This is a genomic window from Streptomyces resistomycificus (assembly GCF_001514265.1).
In the GTDB taxonomy this organism is placed as follows: domain Bacteria; phylum Actinomycetota; class Actinomycetes; order Streptomycetales; family Streptomycetaceae; genus Streptomyces; species Streptomyces resistomycificus.
The window spans coordinates 76892-100014 of the sequence record NZ_KQ948988.1 but is presented as its reverse complement, the minus strand read 5'-3'; the positions used below and the strand labels follow the sequence as shown (position 1 = coordinate 100014).

Annotated in this window: 17 protein-coding genes and 1 pseudogene; 7 read left to right on the top strand and 11 right to left on the bottom strand. The window is 69.3% G+C overall.

Annotated elements, in window-relative coordinates; all coding sequences use genetic code 11:
- Window positions 1-2: 2 nt before the first annotated feature.
- Window positions 3-1457, bottom strand: a complete 1455-nt coding sequence (ngcE, locus tag AQJ84_RS00405; RefSeq protein ID WP_030041183.1) for an N-acetylglucosamine/diacetylchitobiose ABC transporter substrate-binding protein — start codon at window positions 1455-1457, stop codon at window positions 3-5.
- A 612-nt stretch (window positions 1458-2069) separates the two neighbouring features.
- On the opposite strand from ngcE, the gene AQJ84_RS00400 reads away from it, so the two are divergent.
- Entirely contained in the window at window positions 2070-4079 is a 2010-nt protein-coding gene (locus AQJ84_RS00400) for an alpha-glucuronidase (protein WP_030041182.1), read from the top strand.
- Window positions 4080-4128: 49 nt separating this feature from the next.
- On the opposite strand, the gene AQJ84_RS00395 is transcribed toward AQJ84_RS00400, so the two are convergent.
- The 5 genes from AQJ84_RS00395 to AQJ84_RS00375 form a co-directional block, all read right to left on the bottom strand.
- The gene (locus AQJ84_RS00395) at window positions 4129-6159 is read right to left on the bottom strand and encodes a beta-galactosidase (protein ID WP_030041181.1); all 2031 of its coding nucleotides are present in this window, start codon (window positions 6157-6159) and stop codon (window positions 4129-4131) included.
- Window positions 6156-6833, bottom strand: coding sequence for a hypothetical protein (locus AQJ84_RS00390; RefSeq protein WP_030041180.1), 678 nt, complete (start codon window positions 6831-6833; stop codon window positions 6156-6158). The genes AQJ84_RS00395 and AQJ84_RS00390 overlap by 4 nt, the downstream gene beginning before the upstream one ends.
- Before the next feature lie 136 nt (window positions 6834-6969).
- Window positions 6970-8625: an ABC transporter substrate-binding protein gene (locus tag AQJ84_RS00385; protein WP_030041179.1), complete on the bottom strand. Its 1656-nt coding sequence runs from the start codon at window positions 8623-8625 to the stop codon at window positions 6970-6972.
- Between the two features lie 37 nt (window positions 8626-8662).
- Window positions 8663-9544: a carbohydrate ABC transporter permease gene (locus tag AQJ84_RS00380; protein WP_030041178.1), complete on the bottom strand. Its 882-nt coding sequence runs from the start codon at window positions 9542-9544 to the stop codon at window positions 8663-8665.
- Window positions 9538-10533, bottom strand: coding sequence for an ABC transporter permease (locus AQJ84_RS00375; RefSeq protein ID WP_030041177.1), 996 nt, complete (start codon window positions 10531-10533; stop codon window positions 9538-9540). Before AQJ84_RS00375 ends, AQJ84_RS00380 begins: the two co-directional genes overlap by 7 nt.
- A gap of 267 nt (window positions 10534-10800) precedes the next feature.
- Here AQJ84_RS00375 and AQJ84_RS00370 point away from each other — a divergent pair, with 267 nt between their 5' ends.
- Window positions 10801-11826 (top strand): acetylxylan esterase, encoded by a 1026-nt coding sequence (locus AQJ84_RS00370; RefSeq protein WP_053192942.1) that lies wholly within the window; start codon window positions 10801-10803, stop codon window positions 11824-11826.
- A 264-nt stretch (window positions 11827-12090) separates the two neighbouring features.
- Here the strand turns inward: AQJ84_RS00370 and AQJ84_RS00365 are convergent, their stop codons facing one another.
- A complete protein-coding gene (locus AQJ84_RS00365; RefSeq protein ID WP_051870010.1) occupies window positions 12091-13188 on the bottom strand; it encodes a lytic polysaccharide monooxygenase auxiliary activity family 9 protein in 1098 nt (365 codons plus the stop codon).
- Between the two features lie 390 nt (window positions 13189-13578).
- Here AQJ84_RS00365 and AQJ84_RS00360 point away from each other — a divergent pair, with 390 nt between their 5' ends.
- Window positions 13579-14100, top strand: a complete 522-nt coding sequence (locus AQJ84_RS00360; RefSeq protein WP_030041173.1) for a hypothetical protein — start codon at window positions 13579-13581, stop codon at window positions 14098-14100.
- A gap of 66 nt (window positions 14101-14166) precedes the next feature.
- On the opposite strand, the gene AQJ84_RS00355 is transcribed toward AQJ84_RS00360, so the two are convergent.
- Window positions 14167-14640 carry a hypothetical protein gene (locus tag AQJ84_RS00355; RefSeq protein WP_030041172.1) on the bottom strand — a complete coding sequence of 158 codons (474 nt, stop codon included), beginning with the start codon at window positions 14638-14640 and terminating at the stop codon, window positions 14167-14169.
- Between the two features lie 574 nt (window positions 14641-15214).
- On the opposite strand from AQJ84_RS00355, the gene AQJ84_RS00350 reads away from it, so the two are divergent.
- From AQJ84_RS00350 to AQJ84_RS40370, 4 genes and pseudogenes are all read left to right on the top strand, one after another.
- The gene (locus tag AQJ84_RS00350) at window positions 15215-16264 is read left to right on the top strand and encodes a sensor histidine kinase (RefSeq protein WP_157875020.1); all 1050 of its coding nucleotides are present in this window, start codon (window positions 15215-15217) and stop codon (window positions 16262-16264) included.
- A complete protein-coding gene (locus AQJ84_RS00345; RefSeq protein ID WP_059198786.1) occupies window positions 16252-17385 on the top strand; it encodes a hypothetical protein in 1134 nt (377 codons plus the stop codon). The genes AQJ84_RS00350 and AQJ84_RS00345 overlap by 13 nt, the downstream gene beginning before the upstream one ends.
- Entirely contained in the window at window positions 17361-18035 is a 675-nt protein-coding gene (locus tag AQJ84_RS00340) for a response regulator transcription factor (protein WP_030041169.1), read from the top strand. Before AQJ84_RS00345 ends, AQJ84_RS00340 begins: the two co-directional genes overlap by 25 nt.
- A gap of 119 nt (window positions 18036-18154) precedes the next feature.
- Window positions 18155-18307: pseudogene (locus AQJ84_RS40370) on the top strand (SAM-dependent methyltransferase); the annotation flags it as partial.
- A gap of 560 nt (window positions 18308-18867) precedes the next feature.
- Here AQJ84_RS40370 and AQJ84_RS00330 read toward each other — a convergent pair.
- From AQJ84_RS00330 to AQJ84_RS43695, 3 genes are all read right to left on the bottom strand, one after another.
- Entirely contained in the window at window positions 18868-19572 is a 705-nt protein-coding gene (locus AQJ84_RS00330) for a DUF4328 domain-containing protein (protein WP_225877281.1), read from the bottom strand.
- A 214-nt stretch (window positions 19573-19786) separates the two neighbouring features.
- Window positions 19787-22504: an aconitate hydratase AcnA gene (gene acnA, locus AQJ84_RS00325; RefSeq protein ID WP_030041166.1), complete on the bottom strand. Its 2718-nt coding sequence runs from the start codon at window positions 22502-22504 to the stop codon at window positions 19787-19789.
- A 326-nt stretch (window positions 22505-22830) separates the two neighbouring features.
- Complete coding sequence (locus AQJ84_RS43695) at window positions 22831-23103, bottom strand: hypothetical protein (protein ID WP_198536395.1); 273 nt, start codon at window positions 23101-23103, stop codon at window positions 22831-22833.
- Between the last annotated feature and the right edge of the window lie 20 nt (window positions 23104-23123).

The window sequence follows — 23123 nt, the reverse complement described above, 5'->3', positions numbered from 1 at the left end:
GTTTACTGGTGCTTGTAGTGCTTGATCGAGCTGTCCTTGGCGGTCTCGTCGGCGAAGGCCTGGATCTTCTTGATCGCCTCGGCCGGAGTGAGGCGGCCGGCCATCATCTCGCCGAGACCGGACACCCCGATCTTCTCCTTCTGGAGTTGCACGTACCAGTCCTGCAGCCGCGGATTCACCACGTTGTCGCCGGCCTTCTCCAGCGCCGCGACACCGGACTTGAGACCGGGGGTGAGGGTGATGCCGTCGGTGCCGCCGTTGTACGCGGTGAGCGACTTGACCTTGCTCGTGAAGTTCTTCGAGGACGCCTCGCTGAGCATGATGCGCAGCTGCTCCATGCCGCCCGCGCCGTTCTTCGCCTTGGCCGGGACGATGAACGGCTCGCCGCCGGAGGCCCAGATGGTGCCGAAGGGTAACTTGTCGGAGGAGTCGATGCCGGTCGGCGCCGAGACGGCGAGGTTGAAGTCGGCCGGCATGACGTTGGCCGACTCGTTCTCCACCCAGGAGCCGTTCGGGATGAACAGCGCCTTGCCCTTGGCCCAGGCCGTCTGCGACTGGATGTGGTCCAGGCCGGGGGTGCCCTTGAGGACGTAGCCCTTCTGCTGGAGCTCGTAGTAGGCCTCGAAACACGCCTTGACCGCGGGGTGCTTCCAGGCGTTGGGCTCCAGGTTGTCGATGGCGTCGAGGACCTCGACGCCGCCGACCTTGCCGATCATCGGGTAGAGCGAGAAGGGGAGGTAATACGGGTATTTGCCCGCGTACGTCCAGCCCGCCATGCCCTTCTTCTTCGCCTTCGCGCAGACCGCGAGCATCTCGTCCCAGGTCTCCGGGTACGTGGCGTCGAGGGAGTCCAGGGCCTTCTGCGAGTACCAGACGCCGTACACCGTGTAGGCGTAGTACATGATCCAGACCGGGTCGCCGTCGAGCTGGCCCATCTCCACGATGCCGGGGCGTAGCGTGTCGCGGACCTTCTTGTCCGGGTCGTCGTAGGACGGGGCGTCGAGGAGCGCGGTGAGGTCGGCGAGCTGGTTCTTGCCGGCCAGGACGCCCATGTCCATCTGCTCGGCGCCGGAGTTGTCGATGAGATCCGGCGGGGTGCCCTGGTTGAAGCGGGGCTGGAGGGTGGACTGGATCTTCTGGGTGGCGGAGAACTTCACCTTGGCCCCGGGGAAGTTCTTCTCGTAGATCTTCACCGCGTCCTCGGCGTACTCCTTGCCGAAACCGCCGTCGAACAGGACGAATTCCATCCCCGCGGTGTCGTTCACACCCAGCGGGTTCTTGGCGGTCTTCTTGCCCGCCTTGGCCTTCTCCCCGTCGCCGTCGCCGCCACTGCTGGCGCACGCGGAGAGGAGACCCATCGTGGGGACGGAGATCAGGCCCAGCGCGGCAGACCGCTTGATCAGATCGCGGCGGCCGACGCCACCGGCTGCGTTGTTCTCGGCGGAAGTGGATCCCATGCTCAAGTCCTCGCCTTCTCCAGGACTCAGGCGGTGAACCGGATCCTCCGGGCACCGCGGTCAGGTCAAGCAGGGTCGTGCGGATCATGATGTGCGGATCGGGTGAATCGCCGACAGGTATAGTCCACTTCACGTCAATGGAGCAAGATCGAATGCAAGGTTGACCGTGGGTCTTTTCCGAGTTGAGACCTCCCGGAAATATGAGCGGGCTGTGCACGGCCTGCCGGAAAAACTTGGAGTGCTCGCGTATGCGGCAGCACACGGTTCGGCACAGACGGAGTGCGGGCGGACCGGGCGCGGCGGTCGCCCTGCCCGAGGCGCCCGCCACGGCGGGGCGGTAGTTCGTCTCCTCCTTCGAGACGGGCGATCCGGCACCCGACTGGATCAGCACCGTGGACACCGCGCCGGTCGGCATCCGGCGGGGTCGGCGGACGGGCCCACCTGGCAGACCCTCGACGAACGCCCCGGCGAGGCCTTCGCGTGGGACCGACAGACCCGTGCGTTCACGGTGAGGTCACCGGGTACGTACGAGAAGTACCGTCTGGCCGTCGACGGCGAGGCGGCCTTGTCGGAGGTCGAACTGCTCTCCTGAGCAGTCGAGTTGGGGGTCTCATGGCGCTTCCCGTACCCGTCCTGCCCGAGGGTGTCGATCCGGCCTGGCTGCCGCCGGCCGCCTTCCGGCCGCTCGGCGGCCGGCGGACCCTGATCCGGGGGTCGGGACCGCTGGTGGAGACGGTGCACGGGGAGGTGGCGGAGGCCTGTGCCCGGTTCGGGGGCGAGGTCGTGCGCGCCTTTGGACCGGGCGAGAGCCCATACGACCTCGTGCTGGAGCTGACCGGCCCCGAGGAGCTGGGCGACGAGGGCTTCACCTGCGTGCGCCGCCAGGGCCGTACGACCGTCGCCGCGCACGGTCAGGCCGGACTGCTGTACGGGCTGTTCCATGTCGTGCGGCTCGGGGAGAAGGCGTTCTCCCACGACCGGCCGAAGCAGGCGCACCGCCCCGCGCTGGGGCTGCGCATGCTGGACCACTGGGACAACGTGGCCGTGCACCCGGTCATGGGCCAGGTGGAGCGTGGGTACGCGGGCGGGTCGCTGTTCTGGGCGGACGGGCTCGCGCGCGGCGAGCTGGAGCGGGTGCGGGCGTACGGCCGGCTGCTGGCCGCCTGCGGGATCAACGCGGTCGCCGTGAACAACGTCAACGTGCACGAGACCGAGGCACACCTGCTCACCGACCGGATCGGTGAAGTCGCCCGGATCGCGGGGGCGTTGCGGCCGTACGGCATCCGCACGCATCTGTCGGTCACCTTCGCCGCGCCGATGGTGCTCGGCGCTCTGCCGAGCGCCGATCCGCTGGACGCCTCGGTCCGGGCGTGGTGGGCCGAGGCGACGGCACGGGTGTACGAGGAGATCGAGGACTTCGGCGGGTACGTGGTGAAGGCCGACTCGGAGGGCCAGCCGGGTCCGTTCGCGTACGGCCGCAGTCACGCCGACGGGGCGAACCTGCTGGCCGCCGCGCTCGCCCCGCACGGCGGTACCGTGCACTGGCGGTGCTTCGTCTACGACCACCGGCAGGACTGGCGGGACCGGACGACCGACCGGGCGCGGGCCGCGTACGACCATTTCACCCCGCTGGACGGGGAGTTCGCCGACAACGCCGTCCTCCAGGTGAAGCACGGGCCGTTGGACTTCCAGGTCCGCGAACCGGTCTCGCCGCTGATCGGCGCGATGCCGCGGACCCGGCTCGCGGTGGAGGTGCAGGCCACCCAGGAGTACACCGGCCAGCAGCGCCACGTGTGCTGGCTGGGGCGGATGTGGAGCGAGGTGCTGCGGTTTCGTCCCGACGGGGACACGGAGGTCGGGGCGCTGGCGCGCGGCGGCCTGGTGGCGGTGTCCAACGCGGGCGACGACCCGTTCTGGACCGGGCACCCGCTGGCCCAGGCCAACCTGTACACCTTCGGCCGGCTGGCGTGGCAGCCGGACGCCGACCCGTACCGGTTCCTGAGCGAGTGGATCGAGCTGACCTTCACGCCGGAGGCGGCCGGCGGGGCCGGGGAGGGCGCCCGGCTGCGTGCCTCGCTGGGCGAGGTGCTGACCGGCTCCTGGCAGACGTACGAGAAGTACACCGCCCCGCTGGGCGTGGGCTTCATGGTGCAGCCGGGGCACCACTACGGGCCGAGCGTGGACGGCTACGAGTACAGCCCCTGGGGCACCTACCACTTCGCCGACCGCGACGGCGTCGGCGTCGACCGGAGCGTGGCGACCGGCACGGGCTACGCGGGGCAGTACGCGAAGCCCTGGGCCGAGGTCTACGAGTCCCCCGGCACCTGCCCCGACGAGCTGCTCCTGTTCTTCCACCACGTGCCGTACGACCACGTGCTGCACAGCGGGAAGACGGTGATCCAGCACCTCTACGACACGCACTTCGAGGGTGTCGAGGAGGTGGAGAGGGCCCGGGAGGTGTGGGCCTCGCTCGAGGACCTCGTCGGCCCGGCCCGCCACGCACGGGGCGCGGAGCGCTACGAGGAGCAGCTACGCGGTGCCCGGGAGTGGCGGGACCAGATCAACAGCTACTTCTTCCGCAAGTCGGGTGTGCCGGACGCGCGGGGGCGCCGCATCTACTGAGTGCGCTCTCCCGAATGCGCTCTTCTGATCCCGTTCTACTGATCCCGTTCTACTGGGTGCGCAGGATGGCCGCGCCCAGCGGGCCGAGGGTCAGGGGCGCGCCCTTGTCGACCCGTTTGCCGGTCAGGAGGTCGGTGGCGGTGGTGTGGGCGGTCAGGTGGGCCGGGTCGGGGGTGTGGTTGAGGAGGAAGAGGAGGCGGGTGCCGTCGGGGGCGGTCCGGTGGGCGGTCTCCAGGCCGGCTCGGTCCGCGTAGGGTCCGATCAGGTCGTGGCGGGTCAGGACGCGGCGGACGACGTCGTCGACGCCCGGTTGGTCGAGGGCGGTGGCGACGTACCAGGCCTCTCCCCCGCTGTCGCCGAACCGGTTGCGTGTCACGGCCGGGGTGCCCGCGTAGAAGTCGGCGCCGTAGGTGGCGACGGGCTCGGCACCCCGGGGCAGGACGATCTCGAAGACCAGGCGGGCGTCGTGGGTCGAGCCCCCCATCTCCACCGGCTGTACGACGTCCCGGGCTCGCGCGTCCCATTCGTCGACGCGGATGCCCATGAGCGGGGCCAGCGGGCCGGGGACGTCGGAGAGGAAGGCTCGGTCGTGCTCGTCGACGCGGCCGGAGAGGAACGTGGCGAGGACCGTGCCGCCGCGCGATGCCACGCCTTCGAGGCGGGTGGCCAGGTCGCCCTTGACCATGTGCAGGGCGGGGGCGAGGACCACGTCGTAGCCGGTGAGGTCGGCGGTCTGCGGGACCACGTCCACGTCGGCGCCTGCGTCGCGGGCGGCCCGGTAGTAGGCGTGGACGACCTCCTGGTAGCGGACCAGGCGGGACGGGCCGTCGGAGATCTCCAGGGCCCACCAGCTGTCCCAGTCGAAGAGCAGGGCGGTGCGGGCGGGGGTGCGGGCGCCGAGGCTCACGTCTCCCAGGAGCGTCAACTCCCGTCCCAGTTCGGCCACTTCCCGGAAGACTCGGGTGTCGTCGCGGCCCGCGTGACCGATGACCGCGCCGTGGTACTTCTCGCAGGCGCCGCGTGAGGCGCGCATCTGGAAGTACAGGGCGGCGTCGGCGCCGTGGGCGACGGCCTGGAGGGTGGCCAGGCGGAGCTCGCCGGGGCGGCGGAGGGGGTTGACGTCCCGGCAGGCCGTGGTGGACGGGGTCTGTTCCATCAGCCAGAAGGGGGCGCCGTCCTTGAGGCCGCGCATCAGGTCGTGGGCGAGGGCGGGCCAGGTGGGCGGGGCGTCGAGGGGCGGGTAGCTGTCCCAGGACGCGAAGTCGAGGTGGGGCGCCCAGCGGTGGTAGTCGAGGGGGCGGAACATGCCCATGAAGTTGGTGGTGACGGGCGTTGCGGGGTCGTGGGCGCGGATCGCCTCCTTCTCGGCGAGGAAGCAGCCGAGGAGGGCGTCGGTGGTGAAGCGGAAGTAGTCGAGCGTGGTTCCCTGGAAGGCGGTGTGGTCGGACCCCCGCCAGTGCTCGGTGAGGGCGTTGGGGGGTTCGATCTCGGCCCAGTCGGTGTAGCGGTGGGACCAGAAGGTGGTGCACCAGGCGTCGTTGAGGGTGTCCAGGGTGACGTACCTGTCCCGGAGCCGGTCCCGGAACGCCTGCGCGCACAGGTCGCAGTAACAGGTGCCGCCGTACTCGTTGTTGATGTGCCAGGCCAGCAGCGCGGGGTGCCGTGCATACCGTTCGGCGAGGCGGCCGGCGAGGGCCGTGGCCAGCCGGCGGTACGCCGGTGAGCTGGGGCAGAAGTTGTGGCGCTGGCCGTAGCGGTGGCGGCGGCCCTCGAAGTCGGTGCGGTTGACCTCCGGGTACTTCTTCGCCAGCCAGGGCGGGAGGGCGGCGGTTGCGGTGGCGAGGCAGACCTGACGGCCCTCTGCGGCGGCGCGGTCCAGGATCCGGTCGAGGGTCGTGAAGTCGTAGGTGTCCTCGGCGGGTTGGGTGAGCGACCAGGAGAAGACGCCGACGGTGAGGGTGTCGACGCCGGCCTGGGTGAACAGGCGGTGGTCGTCGTCCCAGACCTCCTCCGGCCACTGCTCGGGGTTGTGGTCGCCGCCGTAGGGGATCTTGGGGGTCCGCGGGAGCCTCTCGGTCATGCGGTGAAGTCCTCCTGGGTCTCGGCGATCACCGGGCGGCCGCTGTGCAGCAGGGACAGCAGCAGGGGTGCGGCCAGCAGGGCGGGCAGGGCCTCGGTGAGCAGGGCGGTTCCCGCGGCGGTCAGGACGAGCAGGGAGGCGGCGCCCAGGGTGGCGCGGCCGTGCCGGAACAGGAAGTAGCCGGCGAGCCGGGCCGTGTCCCGGCCGCGGAAGGCGAACAGCGAGGTCAGGACGAGCGCGTGCGCGCCCCACAGGAGGGAGAGGGCCCCGATGCCGGCGAGCAGCACGGCCCACCAGCCGGGCAGGCCGGTGGCGGAGAAGTGGGTCAGCGTGAACGCGATCACGGTGAGCCAGGCCAGCAGCGGCGTCCACAGTTTCAGCGCCGGCAGCGCGTTGAGCCGCCAGCCGCGCCGGTAGGCGCGGGCCGGAGCCAGGTCCGTGAGGTCGCGGTCGCGGTGGTGGAGGGCGTACAGGGCGGCGGACAGGGCCGGGCCCAGCGGCAGCAGGCATACGGCGGCCAGGGGCAGGTTGGCCGGGTCGGTGCCCACCAGCAGCAGTCCGGCCAGGCCCGGCGAGGCGGCGGCGAGGAACAGCGCCTCCACGGTGACGAGGGTGTGGATCAGGGCGGCGGCGCGGGACAGCGAGCCCTGGCCGAAGGCGGCGGGTGTGCTCATCCCGGCTCCCTACCGGGCAATCGGCCGCTAGGGCCAGTCGTTTGGAACATGCCGGCGTCGCGGGGCGCCAAGAGGTGCGGTGCCTCCCGGCCGACCTGATCCAAACGACAGGCCCTGGCCCCGGCGGGGGCGCCGGTCACCCGTTCTCCTTCTGGTAGCGCTCGTACGCCTTGTTGTGCAGGTCGAGGAGCTGCTGCATGTTCTTCGCCTTCAACTCGGCCACGTACGCGTCCCATTCGGTCATCGGCCGCTTGCCGAGGACGAACTTGAGCGTGTTCTGGATGACGTGGTCCTTGAGCGGGGTGTCCCAGAGCGTCGCCTGTTCCTGTTCGACGGACTGCAGCGGGTGGGCCGGCGCGATGGGCAGTTGGGTGCGCTGGGCCATGGCGTCCTGGAACTTCTTCTCGTCCGGGCTGAAGGAGGAGGAGACCAGGGCCCAGCTGCCGCCGTAGGTGAAGACGCCGTTGAAGAACCCGAAGTCCTTCTGGAGGTCCTTCGGCGCGTCCGGGTCGGAGCCCATGAGGGAGATGCCGGGCTCCAGCCTGTAGGTACCGCCCGACTCGGTGTAGGTCTCGCCCTCGACGCCCCACTTGCAGAACTTCTGGCCCTCGTCGGAGTACCAGAGCCAGTCCACGAACTGCATCATCGCGACGAAGGTGTCGCTCTTGAGCGCCTTGCTGGAGACCATGACGCCGTTCTCCAGGCGGGTACCGCCCAGCACGACCGCGCCCGCGGGGCCGAGCGGCACCGGGATCATCTCGATCTTCGCGCCCTTGACCTGCTTCTCCAGGTTGTAGCGGTAGTTCTGCACCAGCTCCTGCGGGTTGGCGCTGATCACGTAGGACTTCTCGGCCAGCAGCTTCTGCACGGCCTGGTCGTCCTGCTGCGTGAAGCTCTCCGGGTCCAGCAGCTTCTCGGCGACGAGCTTTCTCAGGTACTCGAGCATCTGCCGGTAGCCGTCCGTCGCGCCGTTGAAGACGAACTTCCCCGCCTCCGTGTCGAAGGCGAGGTTGTCGTAGGTCCAGCCCGCCCTGACCCCGTACGCCTGGCCGAGGTAGCTGAACAGCGCGCCACAGGGGAAGGGGGTGTTGGTGCTCCAGCGGTCGGTCCAGGGGTACTTGGCGGGGTACTCCTGCTTGAGCGCCTTGAGGACGTCGTACACCTCGTCCCAGGTCTCGGGCAGGGTCAGGCCGTGCCGGTCGAGGACGTCCGTGCGGAAGGACAGCGAGTAGCCCGACTTGACCTTCTCGTGCAGGCCGGGCAGCAGGTAGTACTTGCCGTCGGACTGGCGGATGGAGTCGAGCTCGGGCTCGAGCTTCCACTTCTTCACCTTGTCCTGGAAGTTGGGCATCAGGTGCACGTACTCGCTGACCGGGAGGATCGCCCCCGACGACACGAAGGCGACCTCGGAGGGGTGGTACGTCTTGGGGATCAGGAAGGGGGCGTCGCCCGCGCCGATGAGGACACTGCGCTTCTTCTCGTAGTCGGCCAGCGGGACGTCGAGGGGCTTCAGGGTGATTCCGGTGCGCCGGGTGAGTTCCTTCCAGAACAGCCAGCCGCCCTTGAGGGGGTAGACCGGGTTGTTGTTGTGCAGCACCGAGAAGGACAACGGCTTGGCGGCCTTGAACTGCTGCCCGGCGCGGTAGTTCTTCATCGCGCCGTTCTGCTTCTTCGACAGGTCCTTGGAGTCGCCTCCGTCGTCGCCGCTGCCGCAGCCGGTGAGGGCCGCGAGCCCTGCGAAGCCCGCGGCGGCCAGAATCTGACGCCGCGACAGCTGTCCTGCGTTCTTCACGGATACTCCCTTGTTCCGTAAGTGAGTTGAGGTGCTGTCAGCCCTTGACCGCGCCGAGCATCACGCCCGAGACGAAGAAGCGCTGGACGAACGGGTACACGCAGAGGATCGGCAGCGCGGTGAGCACGATGGTGACCGCCTGGATGTTGGCCCCGACCTGGCTGAGCTGCTCGGTGGCGGCGCCGGCGTTGCCGCCTCCGGTGGCGCCCTGGATGAGGTTGCGCAGATAGACGGTGACCGGCATCAGGTCCGTCCGGTCCATGTAGAGAAACGCGCTGAACCAGGAGTTCCAGAAGGACACGGAGTAGAAGAGCACCATCGTGGCGACGACCGCCTTGGACAGCGGCAGCACGATCCTGAGCAGTATGCCGTAGGTGCTCAGGCCGTCGATCTGGGCGGCCTCCTCCAGGTCGGCCGGCAGGCTCTCGAAGAACGCCTTCATCACCAGCAGGTTGAAGACGCTGATCGCGTTGGGCAACGCGATCGCCCAGACGCTGTTCTTCAACCCCAGGCTGGTGATCAGGACGTAGTGGGGGATCAGGCCGCCGGTGAAGAACATCGTGAACACCGCGATCCCGACGAGTGCGGTGCGACCCTTGAGGTGCCTCTTGGACAGGACGTAGGCGTAACAGGTCGTCAGGACCATGGCGACGGCGGTCGCCACGACCGTGTAGAACACCGTGTTGCCGTAGTTGCGCCAGAACATCGAGTCCTGGAACACGATCTTGTACGTGGTGAGGTTGAACCCCTTGGGCCACAGCGTGACCTCACCGGCCCGGATCTGCCGCTCGCCGCTGAAGGACCGCGCGACGATGTTGAGGAAGGGGTACAGGGTCACGACCACGACGAGGGTGAGGATCACCCCGTTGACGCCCTGGAAGACGCGGTAGCCCCGCGAGGGCCGGTTGACACTCACCACAGGCTGGTCCCCACTGTGCGACGCGAGAGCTGGTTGGCGGAGGTGATCAGGACCAGGCCGATGATCGCCTCGAACAGACCGATGGCGGCGGCGTAGCTGAAGCTGTTGGACTCGACGCCGGTCCGGTAGACGTACGTGGAGATCACGTCGGCCTTCGGGTAGGTCAGGGGGTTGTACAGCAGCAGGACCTTCTCGAAGCCGACCGCCATGAACGTGCCGATGTTGAGGATCAGCAGCGTGATCATCGTGGGCCGGATGCCGGGCAGGGTGACGTGCCGGATCTGCTGCCAACGGTTCGCGCCGTCGATGCGCGCGGCCTCGTACAGGTCCTCGTCGATGGTGGTGAGCGCGGCGAGGTACAGGATCGTGCCCCATCCGGCGGTCTGCCAGATCTCCGAGCCGACGTAGATGGTGCGGAACCACTCCGGCTCCTGGATGAACCGGACCGGGTCGTGACCGAACCAGCCGAGGACGTGGTTGACCGGGCCGTCCGTGGCGAGCATCTGCAGGGTGATGCCCGCGACGATCACGATCGACAGGAAGTGCGGGAGGTACGACACCGACTGCACGAACCGCTTCAGCGACCGTCTGCGCACCTCGTTGAGCAGCAGCGCCAGCACGATCGGGATCGGGAAGCAGAAGACGAGGGTCAGCCCGCCCAGCCACAGGGTGTTGCGGAAGACCTGCCAGAAGGTGGGATCGCTGAGGAACATCTCGACATAGCGCAGGCCCACCCACTCCCCGCCGAAGATCGAGCCTCCGGGCTCGAAGCGCCGGAAGGCGATCACGTTGCCCATCATCGGCAGGTAGCGGAAGACCAGGAAGAACAGCAACGGCAGGATCGCCAGCGAGTACAGCTGCCAGTCCCGGCGCAACGCCCGCCGCCAACCGGTGCGCACGGGCGCCCGCGTCCGGCGGCGGGGCGCGGCTCTGTCCGACGGCGGGTCCTGGGTGCCCGGCGACGGGGCCGACGTGGTGGACGTGCTCATGCTCGGGCCTCCCGGGGCATGGGACGCGGAACCGAAACTTTCGAGCTCTTACCGGTAACTCCGCGGCAACTTAGGGGCACCAGAAAGCGCTGTCAATGGGGGCTGCGCACGGGGAGGTTGCGTCGCGGGGTGGTGGTGATGCGATGGGTTCACCATGGGCCGGAGGTGGAAGAGATGGAGGGATCGGCGCGGACGCATCGGAACTTTCTGCCTGGCGACCGCAACGATCGGACCGAGCCGCCCCGTCGAAGCCTGTGAGGTGCCGCCGTGCCCGCGTTCGACCTGCCCCTGAAGGAACTCGAGCACTACCGACCCCACCTCGATGAGCCCGCCGACTTCGACGACTTCTGGCAGAACACCCTGAAGGAGGCCGGGCAGAGCGACCCGGTGGTGTCGGCCCTGCCGGCCGCGAACGGCCTGCGTCTGGTGGAGAGTTGGGACGTGACCTTCCGCGGCTTCGCCGGCGATCCGGTGCGCGCCTGGTACAGCAGGCCGGCCGGGGTGTCCGAGCCGCTGCCGGCCGTCGTCGAGTACGCGGGGTACGGTCGCGGACGCGGCCTCCCGCACGAACGGCTGACCTGGGTGAACGCCGGATACGCGCACCTGCTCATGGACAACCGGGGCCAGGGCGACCAGTACGGCTGCGGAGGCGACACCCCGGACCCGCACGTGTCGGACCGCGGCGGCCCGACTCCGGCGGTACGGGGGCTGCTCGCACCCCGTGACCACCACTACCGCCGGCTGATCACGGACGCGGTCCGCGCGGTGGCCGCGGTGCGCGCCCTGCCCGGCGTGGACCGGGAACGGACCGCCGCCGTCGGCAACAGCCAGGGCGGCGGACTCGCCCTGGCGGTCGCGGGGTTGGTGCCGGACCTGGCGGCCGTCCTGGTCTCCGCCCCGTTCCTGTGCGGTGTCCGGCGTGCCCTCGATCTCACCGACGCGTCACCCTACGGCGAGATCACCGCGTACCTGTCCGTGCACCGGGGCGCCGAGCGGGCCGCCTACCGCACCCTGTCGTATCTGGAGGGCGTCTCCTTCGCCCGGCGCGCGCAGGCGCCGGCCCACTTCGGGGTGGGCCTGCGCGACACGGTGTGCCCGCCGAGCGGGACGTACGCCGCGTTCAACCGCTACGGGGAACTGACCGGCGCGGCCCCCGGCAAGGAGATCCACGCCTATCCGTACAACGGCCACGAGGGCGGCGACGCCGTCCACGTACGACGCCAACTCGAGTGGCTGTCCTCGCTGTTCGGTCTCCCCACGAGCCGCCCGGCCGGTCGCCGGGAGCCGATGTGAGCGGATGGGGGGCAAACTCGCCGGGTCGAATGCGTCGGGCCGGGTCACGTTCGCGGCCGCTCCTCGGCGCGGTGAGCGGGGCCGTCGCGAGGACGCAGGTGATGACCGGCTCCGGTCCGCGTCGAGTGAGACGATGGTGACCTGCGTCGAGCCCCGGACTCCTGCGCGACGCGCTGCCTCGCACCTCCGGTCGGCTCACGGACCCGGTGGCGCCTGGCCGCCGGGTCCGCTCCGAGCAGGCGGAGCCGTGGTCCGTCAGGGGGTTCAGCCGACGCGGCAGGGAAGTGTGGTCGCCGTGTCACCGCCGGACCCGGAGACGACGTAACCGAACGTCGTACTCTTGCCCGGATCGAGCGAACCGTTCCACCCGGCGTTGTGGACCATCACCGCCTGGCCGTTGTACGTCGCGTTGCCGCTCCACAGGCTCTCGACCTTCTGGCCGCTCGGCAGCGTCCAGTCGACCATCCAGCCCAGCATCGGCACGTCACCGGAGTTGGTGACGGTCACCTCGGACTGGTAGCCGCCGTTCCAGCTCCCCGTCGTCCTGCGGGTGGCCGTGCAGGTGCCCGGCACCGGCTCGGACGGGTTGCCCGGGTCGTGGATGCCGGTGACCTCGCCGTTGCCGCCGTCGAAGACGATGTCGGAGCAGGAGTAGAAGGTCTCGGCGCTGTCCGAGCGCTGCCAGACCATGTAGATGATGTGCCGTCCCGACTTGTTCGACGGGAGTTTGCCGGTCCAGGAGTAGTTGGCCTCGACCGTGCCCGGACTGCCGTTGAGGGCCGGGTGGTCGACGCTGAGGAAGGGCTGGGCCTCCATGTCGTCCCAGGTGAGGGTCCGGGTCGGGTCGAAGCCGTCCTTGGTGACGTAGACGTAGAACCAACCCGGGTGCGCGGCCCAGGCGTTGTACGAGAAGTCGACGGTCGCGCCCGAGGTGAGGTGCGTGAGCGGCCAGTCGGAGCGGGCCGCGTTGAAGCCGGTGAAGTTGGTGTTGCCGCCGCTGCACAGCTCGCCGTCCGGCACGAAGCCGCGGGTGCGGCCGGCGCCGTCCGAGCGCAGCACCGAGAACCAGTTGTAGAACGGCGTGGTGCCACTGACCTGTTGCGCGTTCTTGCAGGCCGGGTTCACCGGTTTGATCTCACCGGTGTCGGTCAGACCGTCCTGCCAGCACAGGAAGGTACGGCTGCCGGGCTTCATCGGGGTGCCGTGGGCCTTGGCCTCACCGCCGGCGGACACGACCAGACTGACGGCCGGGATCGTCGCGAACAGGGCCACCAGGACGAGGAAGAGGGCTCTGGCACGGGTGGGGAGCACTAATCGGCGCGGGGAGGCCGGGGACTCCCCATTCCTTTTTGACTTTGTCATGATCATGACATATCAGTCCGTTCCTTGAGGTACGGGCCGTGTGGATGCGTGTGTGCGGATGCGGGGGTGGGGGCGGTCGCCACGGGGCGGGTTCCGGTCCATCGCGTGGGAGCGCTCCCACCCCACCAGTTCCGCAAGTTAGCGCCGTACGGCTCACTTGTAAACGGCTGACGCACAGGGGCCGCGGTCCTCGGGGTGGTTGCCGCTGCCGTCACGGCGGCAGCATCAGTGCCGCGCCAGGGGCACAACCGCAGGAAGACCTGCCGCGGCTCACGTCGCCGGCAGCGGTGGCAGGGCGCGATAAAGCTCGACCCCCGCACCGGATGACTACGTCCTGCCCAAGCGGCTGACCAGGGATCACGCCTGCCGGGCCCGCGCTTTGGCGACGATGTGTGGGATCTGGGCGAATTCTTTCCTCGGACCGCGGCGTCCGGCCGCATCGATTTCCTCCGGTTCGAAGCCGGGCTCCATCGGCAGACCGCGAAGGAATTCCTCTACTCGCGGCTGCGACGCCGCACTGGACGCACCCACGGCCCGATGAAGCCCACTTCGGCGCCGGCGCAGTGCACTCGGCTCCTCAGCCTCTTCCAAAACCTGCATGAGGTCGGCGTCCGGCGTCTGCAGGACGTCGAGACCGGTCATCTGGAGACGCTAGTCACTCGCTGGGAGACGCAGGGGCCGCATGCGGTCGTCAGCAAGGTCAACCTGCTCAAGCACCTTTCCGGCCACGGCCCCTTCCTCACGGGCGACCGGCTGGCCATCGTTCCTTGGCCTCATCGCAGTGCCAAGCAGGTGGCCAAGCTGACGACACGACGGGAGAACAGCACTCCGCGCATCGGACAGCCTGCTGGGGCGAGCGGCACGGAGTACGCGGCGGTGGGCGCGGCCTGGAGTGCGGTGTCGGTGGGCTAGCCGGCCGGCGGGCCACGCGAACGGCCGGCCCCGGGCTTGAAGCGCCCGGGGCCGGCCTCGTGTATGTCAGGGACGCCAGCCGTCGGGGATGCGGCCCTGTCGCACATCGTTGGCGCCGCTGCACAGCCCGTCGTCGGGATCGCCCCAGATCTTGATGGTGTCGACGTCGTTCGCCCAAGTGCCGCGCTCCGGGATGGGGTGGTCGTAGTTGCCGAGGTTGACGGCACGGTTCTTCGGGATGCAGATGTACGCGTCCGGGGAGGGCCTCGTGTCGATCAGCCAGACGGAGTCGTCGTTACGGGTGTTGACTACCGCGTCCGGATCGTTCTGTATCCCGGTCGGCATGTTCTGGTAGGCGGTGCTCTGGAAGCTGCCGTTGACGTTGCGGCTGGCGTAGGGGCCCTCGTACACACACACTTGCGGGTACGTGCAGTCGTACATGCTGGCAGCGGCGGCGGGCGAGGCCAGCAGCGGGGTGAAGCTCGCGGCCAGTCCGACGGTGAGCAGGGTCGACGTCAGGGCGCCGGGCAGTTTCCTCATGGGTGTCTCCTCGATGATCTTTTGGGGTGGGGCCCCCGCGGCCATGAGCCACGGAAATCTTCGGTACGGCACCTACCGGATTTCGGAATTCCGAGCCCGGGAAAGGGCGGTCGGTCGTCCTCTTCTGCCGACAGGTCGCGAATTCTTCGGGCTGATTACGCGGCACCCTTTCGCTTTGTTGGCTTTCGGGCGGCCTGGACCAAAAATTACGTGGCGGACCGAAAAAGGGCATGTCACGCGATCACGTGACAGCGCCGCAACCCCCGTGCTCATCTGCGTCTTTGCCCGGCGGCAGGCTCCATGGCCGCGTGACGACAGCGACGAGATGTCGCACATGCCCCTGTCGGTCCCGCTCGTGTTGATCTAAGCTGGGAAGCGAGTCTTATCGACGTGCGGGGGAAGCATGGTGAGGGATGGGGGCGATTTCCTCACTTCTCTTGGGGGAATCAGGAATTCCCTTGGTGAAGGAAGTGTGTCGGCGCAAGGGCCGGCCCAACTCCAGCTTCGGCGTAAGTCCGCACGCCTGTCCGCTGTCCTGAGAGCAGTCAGCGCCGTCGGGGCGAGCGTGGTCGCCGTGGTCGGTTTCGCACCGCCCGCCCGCTCCGCGTGGGTGGCCGTCGCGGTCGTCGGACTGCTGGTGTGGAGCGGCCTGTTCACCGTTCTGATGTTCCGGCCGGAACCTCGTCCCTGGCTCTGCGCCGGTGACACCGCCGTCGTTGTGGCGCTCTGTCTGGCGCACGGCAACCTCGCCCCGGCCGAGGTCCTGGGAGCGAGCGCGGGCAGCGGATGGATCGACGTGGTCGCCGGCACCGGCATCTTCATCGCACAGTTTGGTCTACGGCAGCCCCTGGCGATATCGGCAGCGATCGCCATCGCGGTGGCCTACGCGGTGGGCGCCCCCGGCATCCGGGACGCCCCCGTGATCATCGTGCTCCAGGGGCTGCTCGCCGCCGCTCTCGTGGGCCTGCTGCGACACGGAGCGCGCAGGGCGGACCTCGCGCTGTCCGAGGAGGCGTCGGCACGCGCGTCGGCGCGGGCCAGGTCCGCCGCCCGCTCCGACGAACTGGACCAACAGCGGCTGCTGCACGACACCGTGCTGGCCACGCTCACCATGGTGGGCACCGGCAGCATCACCCGTGACTCCGCCGCGCTGCCGGAACGGGCCGCGGCCGATCTGGCCGTCATCGAGGACCTGCGGGCGCATCCCGGCGCGGCACGCGATGTGGCGCACGAGCCGGCACCGCTGGATGTCGCGCTGCGGCGCACCGTCGTACTGACACACCGCCTCGGACTCCCGTCGCTGGACGTGGAGTTCGACGTACCGCCGCTGGACCTTCCCCACGAAGTCGTGGTGGCCCTCTCGCAAGGGGTCGCCGAGGCCCTGACCAACGTGGCCCGGCACGCGAACACCCGCGCTGCCCGGGTCTCGGCCCGGCGTGCCGGGGAGGGCGTCACCGTCGAAGTCCGGGACGGCGGAAGGGGGTTCGACCCCATGGCCGTTCCCTCGCACCGGCGCGGCCTGCGGGAGTCGGTCCGCGGCCGGATGCGTGCCGTGGGCGGCAGCGCCCTGGCGGACTCGTCCCCCGGCGCCGGTACCCGGGTCGTGCTGAGGTGGGAACCCTGAGCGCCGCCGGCATGGCCAACGGGATGATCGCCACCCGTTTCGCCATGGCCGTCAATATCGGGCTGGTGGTGATCGTCGGCGTCTGGCATCTGGGTCTGGACACCCTGCTGATGCTCAGGGGCTGGCAGGAGTACGAGCCGCGGGCCGCCGCCGCGGGCTCCTGGCTGGCCCTCGCGGTCATCCAGACGGTCGGGTCGATCCTGCTGCTGCGTTCCGCGCTCGGCGGACCCATCGCACGATGGCTCGCGGGGGCGTCGCTGGTCACCGGCGTCGTCGCCACCGCCACGTACCCGGCGGGCGGCATGATCAGCGAGGTGAGCTGGGCGTGGAACACCGTGGGCTGGTTCGGCGTACTGCTTCTGATGCAGCGTCCGCTGTGGGAGCTGGTCGTCCTGCTCGCCGCCAACACCGCTGTCACGGTGGGTTTCCTGGTCGCCGACGGCGCGCTGGACCAGGTCATGCTCTCCCGCCTGCTGGCCGTGACGCACACCACCGCCGGTGTCCAGTTGACCTTCGCCTACCTGGCACGGCAGCTCAACGACGGTGCGAGGGAGGCCACCGAGACCGCTGCGGGCCAGGCGGAGCGCCTCGCCCGTGCGACCGCCGACGAGACCGTGCACGCCGAGCGCCGACGCCGGTACGAGTACCTGCGCAGCAGAGTGGAACCGCTGCTGCGTGGTCTGGCGGAGCGTCAACTGGACCCGGGGGACACCGTCGTACGCCACCGTGCCGCCGTGGAGGCGGCACGTCTGCGGAGGCTGTTCGTGGAGACGGACGACACCCCGCACCCCCTTCTGCACGAACTGCGGGCCTGTGCCGATGTCGCCGAGCGGCGGGGCGTACGCGTGACCCTGCTGAGCTACGGCGACCTGCCCGACCTGCCGACATCCGCCCGCGGTGAACTCGCGGAAGGGGCCCTGCTGGTCCTGGCCGCCGCCGCCACCCAAGCGCGGGTGACCGTGGTGACGACGCCCGAGGACGTGGTGGTGAGCGTCGTGGCCGACGCCCCGCCGGAGACGCTCGTGGAATCGCCGGGCCAGCTCACCGTGTCCGCTGTATACGACCAGGAGGAGGATCAGTTGTGGTGGGAAACCCGATGGCCCGTACGACCGGCCCCCTGACCGTTGCCATCGTCGACGATCACCCTGTCGTCATCGAAGGCATCCAGACCTGGTTGTCCGAGGAGCCCCGGATCTCGGTGGGGCACACCGGCGAAGACGCGGATGTGGAGCCCGGTGTCGCGGATGTCCTCGTCCTCGATCTGAATCTGCACGGCAGACTCGTGATCGGCGACATCGCCACGCTGGCTGCGGCGGGCCAACGGGTCATCGCCTTCTCGCAGTTCACCGAGCAGCGGGTGGTGCTCGAAGCGCTGGAGGCCGGAGCGTGCGAGTTCGTCGCGAAGAACGAAGGACGGGCGCACCTGGTGAACGCGGTACTGGCGGCGGCGGGCGACAGGCCGTACGTCACACCGACGGCCGCGGGGGTCCTCGTCGGCGATCGCGGCGCGAGCAGACCCAAGCTGTCCTCGCAGGAACGTACCGCGCTGCTGTGGTGGTTCCAGTCCATGTCGAAGGCTTCGGTCGCCCGGCGCATGGGGGTATCGGTCCACACGGTGGATGTGTACATCCGCCGGGCGAGAGTCAAGTACGCGCAGGTCGGCAGGACCGCCCCGACGAAGGCGGACATGCTGGCCCGGGCGATCGAGGACGGCTTGGTGAAGCCCGACGACATCACGGGCTACGAGTCGGCGGCGGTCGGCGTGGGTTGACCGTGCGAGGCCACCGGTCCGCGTGCCGGCTGGGGGAACAGGGATACGTATCGTTGCCCTTGGACATCGACTGATCCCTGTACGAACGCGTCCGCTGCGACCGAGGAGACGATGCCACCATGTCCACACCCGAACAGAGAATCGACACCTCGGTACCGCACTCGGCCCGGATCTGGAACTACTGGCTGGGCGGCAAGGACAACTACCCGGCCGACGAAGCCGCCGGTGACGCGTACACGGCGGTCTTCCCCGGCATCGTGACGATCGCGCGCTGCATCTGCCTCTCCAAATCCTCCGCACGGGCGACCGCACGGTCCAGGACGGCCACCATGTCCTCGATCCGTGCGGTCTCGGCGTCCTCCACACGCGAGTCGAGCAGCATCGCGGGCCGGCAGAACAGCAGGTGCAGGCGTTCCGCCTCGTCGATCACGGTCCGCGTGCGGCCCGCCTTGAGGTGATCCCCCCGGGACCACCTCGCCACGGGAGACTGGCCCACCGGCACCCTGGCGACCGACGCACCTCCAGGCGCGCACCTCGGGCAGGCCATCGCCAAGAACCTGGCGGCAGCCATGGCCGAGCGCAAGGTCGGTCTGCGCGAACTCGCCCGGCTGGCCGACGCCAGCCACCCCACGGTCAAGGCCGCCCTGGCCGGATGGCCTCTCCCCTGTCCACGACAGCCAGCACCTCGTCACGCTCATCAACGCGCTCGACAAGTTCACTCACGAGGCACACGATGCCAGAGGTGACGGACGACCTCAGCTCTGCCCGCACGGCGGGAGACGGTCACCGCCCCGACCTCCACGGAGCTTCCCACCGAACATGGCCGGCCCGCTCACCTGCTGTAAGGGCTGCTCGCGGTCGCCTTACGCCAGTACATGGACGTCAGGCGGACGGCGAAGTACACCGCGGCCACCGCGGCGGCGGCGCTCAGCACGTCCGCTGCCATGTACTGCGTCACCGCGGCTCGGATCTCCGTGAGCGCCTCGGCGCTCTCGTATCGCGACGCGGCGTACCGGCGGAACAACGTGCTGGAAACGAACAGGCCCCACCACAGGTTCACGGGCCATATCGATGCCCGGTACGGCTCCCCGTCAGTGGGCAGCGGCGTCGCGGCGCCCCACATGTCGACGGCGATGCGGTACGGCAGCCACAGGTTCACCAGGGGAATGAGCCAGGCCCCGATCGCCCACCCCGGGCCCTTGCTGAACCGATCCGGTGCCAGCAGCCCCGTGTTGCGGCGCGTCCAGAAGAACCAGACGACGAAGACGATCGCGCAGGGCAGGTACACGACGCTCTGGAAATCGCCGGCGGACTCGTAGAGCGAGTAGGCGGCGTCCAGCCTTCGCTGGGGCGCTACGGCGAACCCCTGGTCCTCGTCGATGAGCATGGTGATCCGGGCTCCGGCGAAGACGGCGAAGAGGTCGCTCAGGGCGACGATCCCGACCGCGACCGACACCGCGGCCAGCAGACCGCGTGCCGAATGCGGTGTTCCGCTCGGCAGCATGCGACGCGGACGGAGTTCACTGGATGCGGACATGGCGACGGCCCCCCACGGGCGATGACGAAACGGCCCGCGGAAGAGCGTGCGCGAAAGCACGTTACGCCTGACCAGCGGTACCGTCCACGTCGATCCACAGGTCGGTCATGTGGTCCAGCACGGTGACCTGGTAGGTGCCAGTGCCGGGGACACGGCGAAGGGCCGCACCCCCGTGACGGGGATGCGGCCCTCGGCTACCGCCCTGCCGTGCCGCCTACTTGCGGATCAGGCTGCGCAGCACGTACTGCATGATGCCGCCGTTGCGGTAGTAGTCGGCCTCACCGGGGGTGTCGATGCGGACGACCGCGTCGAACTCGACGCCCGTGTCGGTGGTGACCTTGACCGTGCGCGGCGTGGTGCCGTTGTTGAGCTCCTCGACGCCGGTGAAGGAGAAGGTCTCCTCGCCGGTCAGGCCGAGGGTCGAGGCGGACTGGCCCTCCGGGAACTGGAGCGGCAGGACGCCCATGCCGATGAGGTTCGAGCGGTGGATGCGCTCGTACGACTCGGCGATGACGGCCTTGACGCCGAGGAGCGCGGTGCCCTTGGCTGCCCAGTCGCGGGACGAGCCGGAGCCGTACTCCTTGCCGGCCAGGATGGCCAGCGGGGTGCCCTGCTCGATGTAGTTGCGGGAGGCGTCGTAGATGAACGACACCGGACCGCCGTCCTGGGTGAAGTCGCGGGTGTAGCCGCCCTCGGTGCCCGGCGCGATCTGGTTGCGCAGACGGATGTTGGCGAACGTGCCGCGGATCATGACCTCGTGGTTGCCTCGGCGCGAGCCGTAGGAGTTGAAGTCACGACGCTCCACACCGTGCTCGGTGAGGTACTTGCCGGCCGGGGTGTCGGCCTTGATGGCACCGGCGGGCGAGATGTGGTCCGTCGTCACCGAGTCGCCCAGCTTGGCCAGGACGCGGGCGCCGGTGATGTCGGAGACCGGGGTGGTCTCCATCGTCATGCCCTCGAAGTACGGGGGCTTGCGGACGTAGGTCGACTCGGCGTCCCACTCGAAGGTGTTGCCGGTCGGGATCGGCAGCGCCTGCCACTGGGCGTCGCCCGCGAAGACGTCCTGGTAGGACTTGTTGAACATGTCCTCGCCGATGGCGTTCGCCACGACGTCGTTGACCTCGGCCTCGGAGGGCCAGATGTCCTTCAGGTAGACCGGGCTGCCGTCCTGGTCGACACCCAGGGCGTCCTTGGTGATGTCCACCTTCATGGAGCCGGCGAGGGCGTACGCGACGACCAGCGGCGGGGACGCCAGGTAGTTCATCTTGACGTCGGGGTTGATCCGGCCCTCGAAGTTCCGGTTGCCGGAGAGGACCGAGGTGACCGCGAGGTCGTGGTCGTTGACGGCCTTGGAGACCTCCTCCGGCAGCGGGCCGGAGTTGCCGATGCAGGTGGTGCAGCCGTAGCCGACGAGGTTGAAGCCGACCTTGTCGAGGTACGGGGTCAGGCCCGCCTTGTCGAAGTAGTCGGTGACGACCTTGGAACCCGGGGCGAGGGTGGTCTTGACCCACGGCTTGCGGGTCAGGCCCTTCTCCACGGCCTTCTTCGCGACGAGCGCGGCGGCGACCATCACGTACGGGTTCGACGTGTTGGTGCAGGAGGTGATGGCCGCGACCGTCACCGCACCGTGGTCGATCTCGTACGTCGAGCCGTCGGGGGCGGTCACGGTGACCGGGTTGGACGGGGCGCCGTTCGGGGCGACGGCCGGGGCGTCGGAGGCCGGGAAGGACTCCTGGCCGGCCTCGTCGACGCTGTCGACGTAGTTGCGTACGTCCGTCTTGAACTGCTCGGCGGCGTTCGCGAGGACGATGCGGTCCTGCGGGCGCTTCGGGCCGGCGATCGAGGGGACGACGGTGGACAGGTCCAGCTCGAGCTTCTCGGAGAAGTCCGGCTCGGCCTTCGGGTCCAGCCACAGGCCCTGCTGCTTGGCGTACGCCTCGACGAGCGCGAGCTGCTGCTCGGAGCGGCCGGTCAGCTTCAGGTACTTGATGGTCTCGTCGTCGATCGGGAAGATCGCGGCGGTGGAGCCGAACTCCGGCGACATGTTGCCGATGGTGGCGCGGTTGGCGAGGGAGGTGGCGGAGACACCCTCACCGTAGAACTCGACGAACTTGCCGACGACGCCGTGCTTGCGCAGCATCTCGGTGATCGTGAGCACCAGGTCGGTGGCGGTGGTGCCGGGGGTGAGTTCACCGGTCAACTTGAAGCCGACGACGCGCGGGATGAGCATCGAGACCGGCTGGCCGAGCATCGCGGCCTCGGCCTCGATGCCGCCGACGCCCCAGCCCAGCACACCGAGGCCGTTGACCATGGTGGTGTGCGAGTCGGTGCCGACGAGGGTGTCGGGGTAGGCCTGGCCGTTGCGGACCATGACCGTGCGCGCCAGGTGCTCGATGTTCACCTGGTGGACGATGCCGGTGCCGGGCGGGACGACCTTGAAGTCGTCGAAGGCGGTCTGGCCCCAGCGCAGGAACTGGTAGCGCTCGCGGTTGCGGCCGTACTCCAGCTCGACGTTCTGCGCGAAGGCCTCGTTGGTGCCGAACTTGTCGGCGATGACGGAGTGGTCGATGACCAGCTCGGCCGGGGAGAGCGGGTTGACCTTCGCCGGGTCGCCGCCGAGCTCCTTGACGGCCTCACGCATGGTGGCGAGGTCCACGACACAGGGCACACCCGTGAAGTCCTGCATGATCACGCGGGCGGGCGTGAACTGGATCTCCTGAGAGGGCTGGGCCTGCGAGTCCCAGCTGCCGATGGCGCGGATGTGGTCGGCGGTGATGTTCGCGCCGTCCTCCGTGCGGAGCAGGTTCTCGAGCAGGACCTTGAGGCTGTACGGCAGGCGGGCCGAGCCCTCCACCTTGTCCAGCCGGAAGATCTCGTACGACTCGTCGCCCACCTGCAGCGTGCTGCGGGCGTCGAAGCTGTTCGCCGACACGACAGTCTCCTTCATTTTGGTGCGCTTACCACCGCATCCTGCCGCCACACCGTCTTGGCCGATCCGCTAAGGTCAGGCTAAGTTAGGTATGCCTTACTGGAGTGGCGACCGCGGTGCGCCTCGGCAGATATCTCGATGTCGAGATAACTCTAGTACATGGGGCCGGGTTGGTCATGCCCGGCCTCCCTGTGATGTCTTCGACACAGGCCGATGCCCGGCTCCGTGCCCCGCCCCGCGGCACGGGCCAAGGCGTCAGCGAACCTGGGCGGCCGAGGCCGGGGACCTACCCGACAACGCGCTCCCCCGGGTGGCGGCGGTGACCGTGGTCACGGCGGCGGCGGCACGATCGAGCTGATCGAGCCGTCGGGAAACACCGGTGGGCTCGCCGACCCGAACGCGGGGCTCACCGCCACTCGGCTCTCGGTGCGGGAGGACGCCCCGCCGCACGTGGGCCCGACCGTCCCGCCCGCACGGATATCGCCGACGGGGTCGACCTCGGCCCCGCCGTCGACACCCCCGGCCGCCAGGGCCGGCACCGGCGCCGCGAGGTCCACCAGGACGGGCACGAACGGCGGGCGTCGACCGTTCGCTCCGGACACCGCGCCCGCCCGCCCAGCGC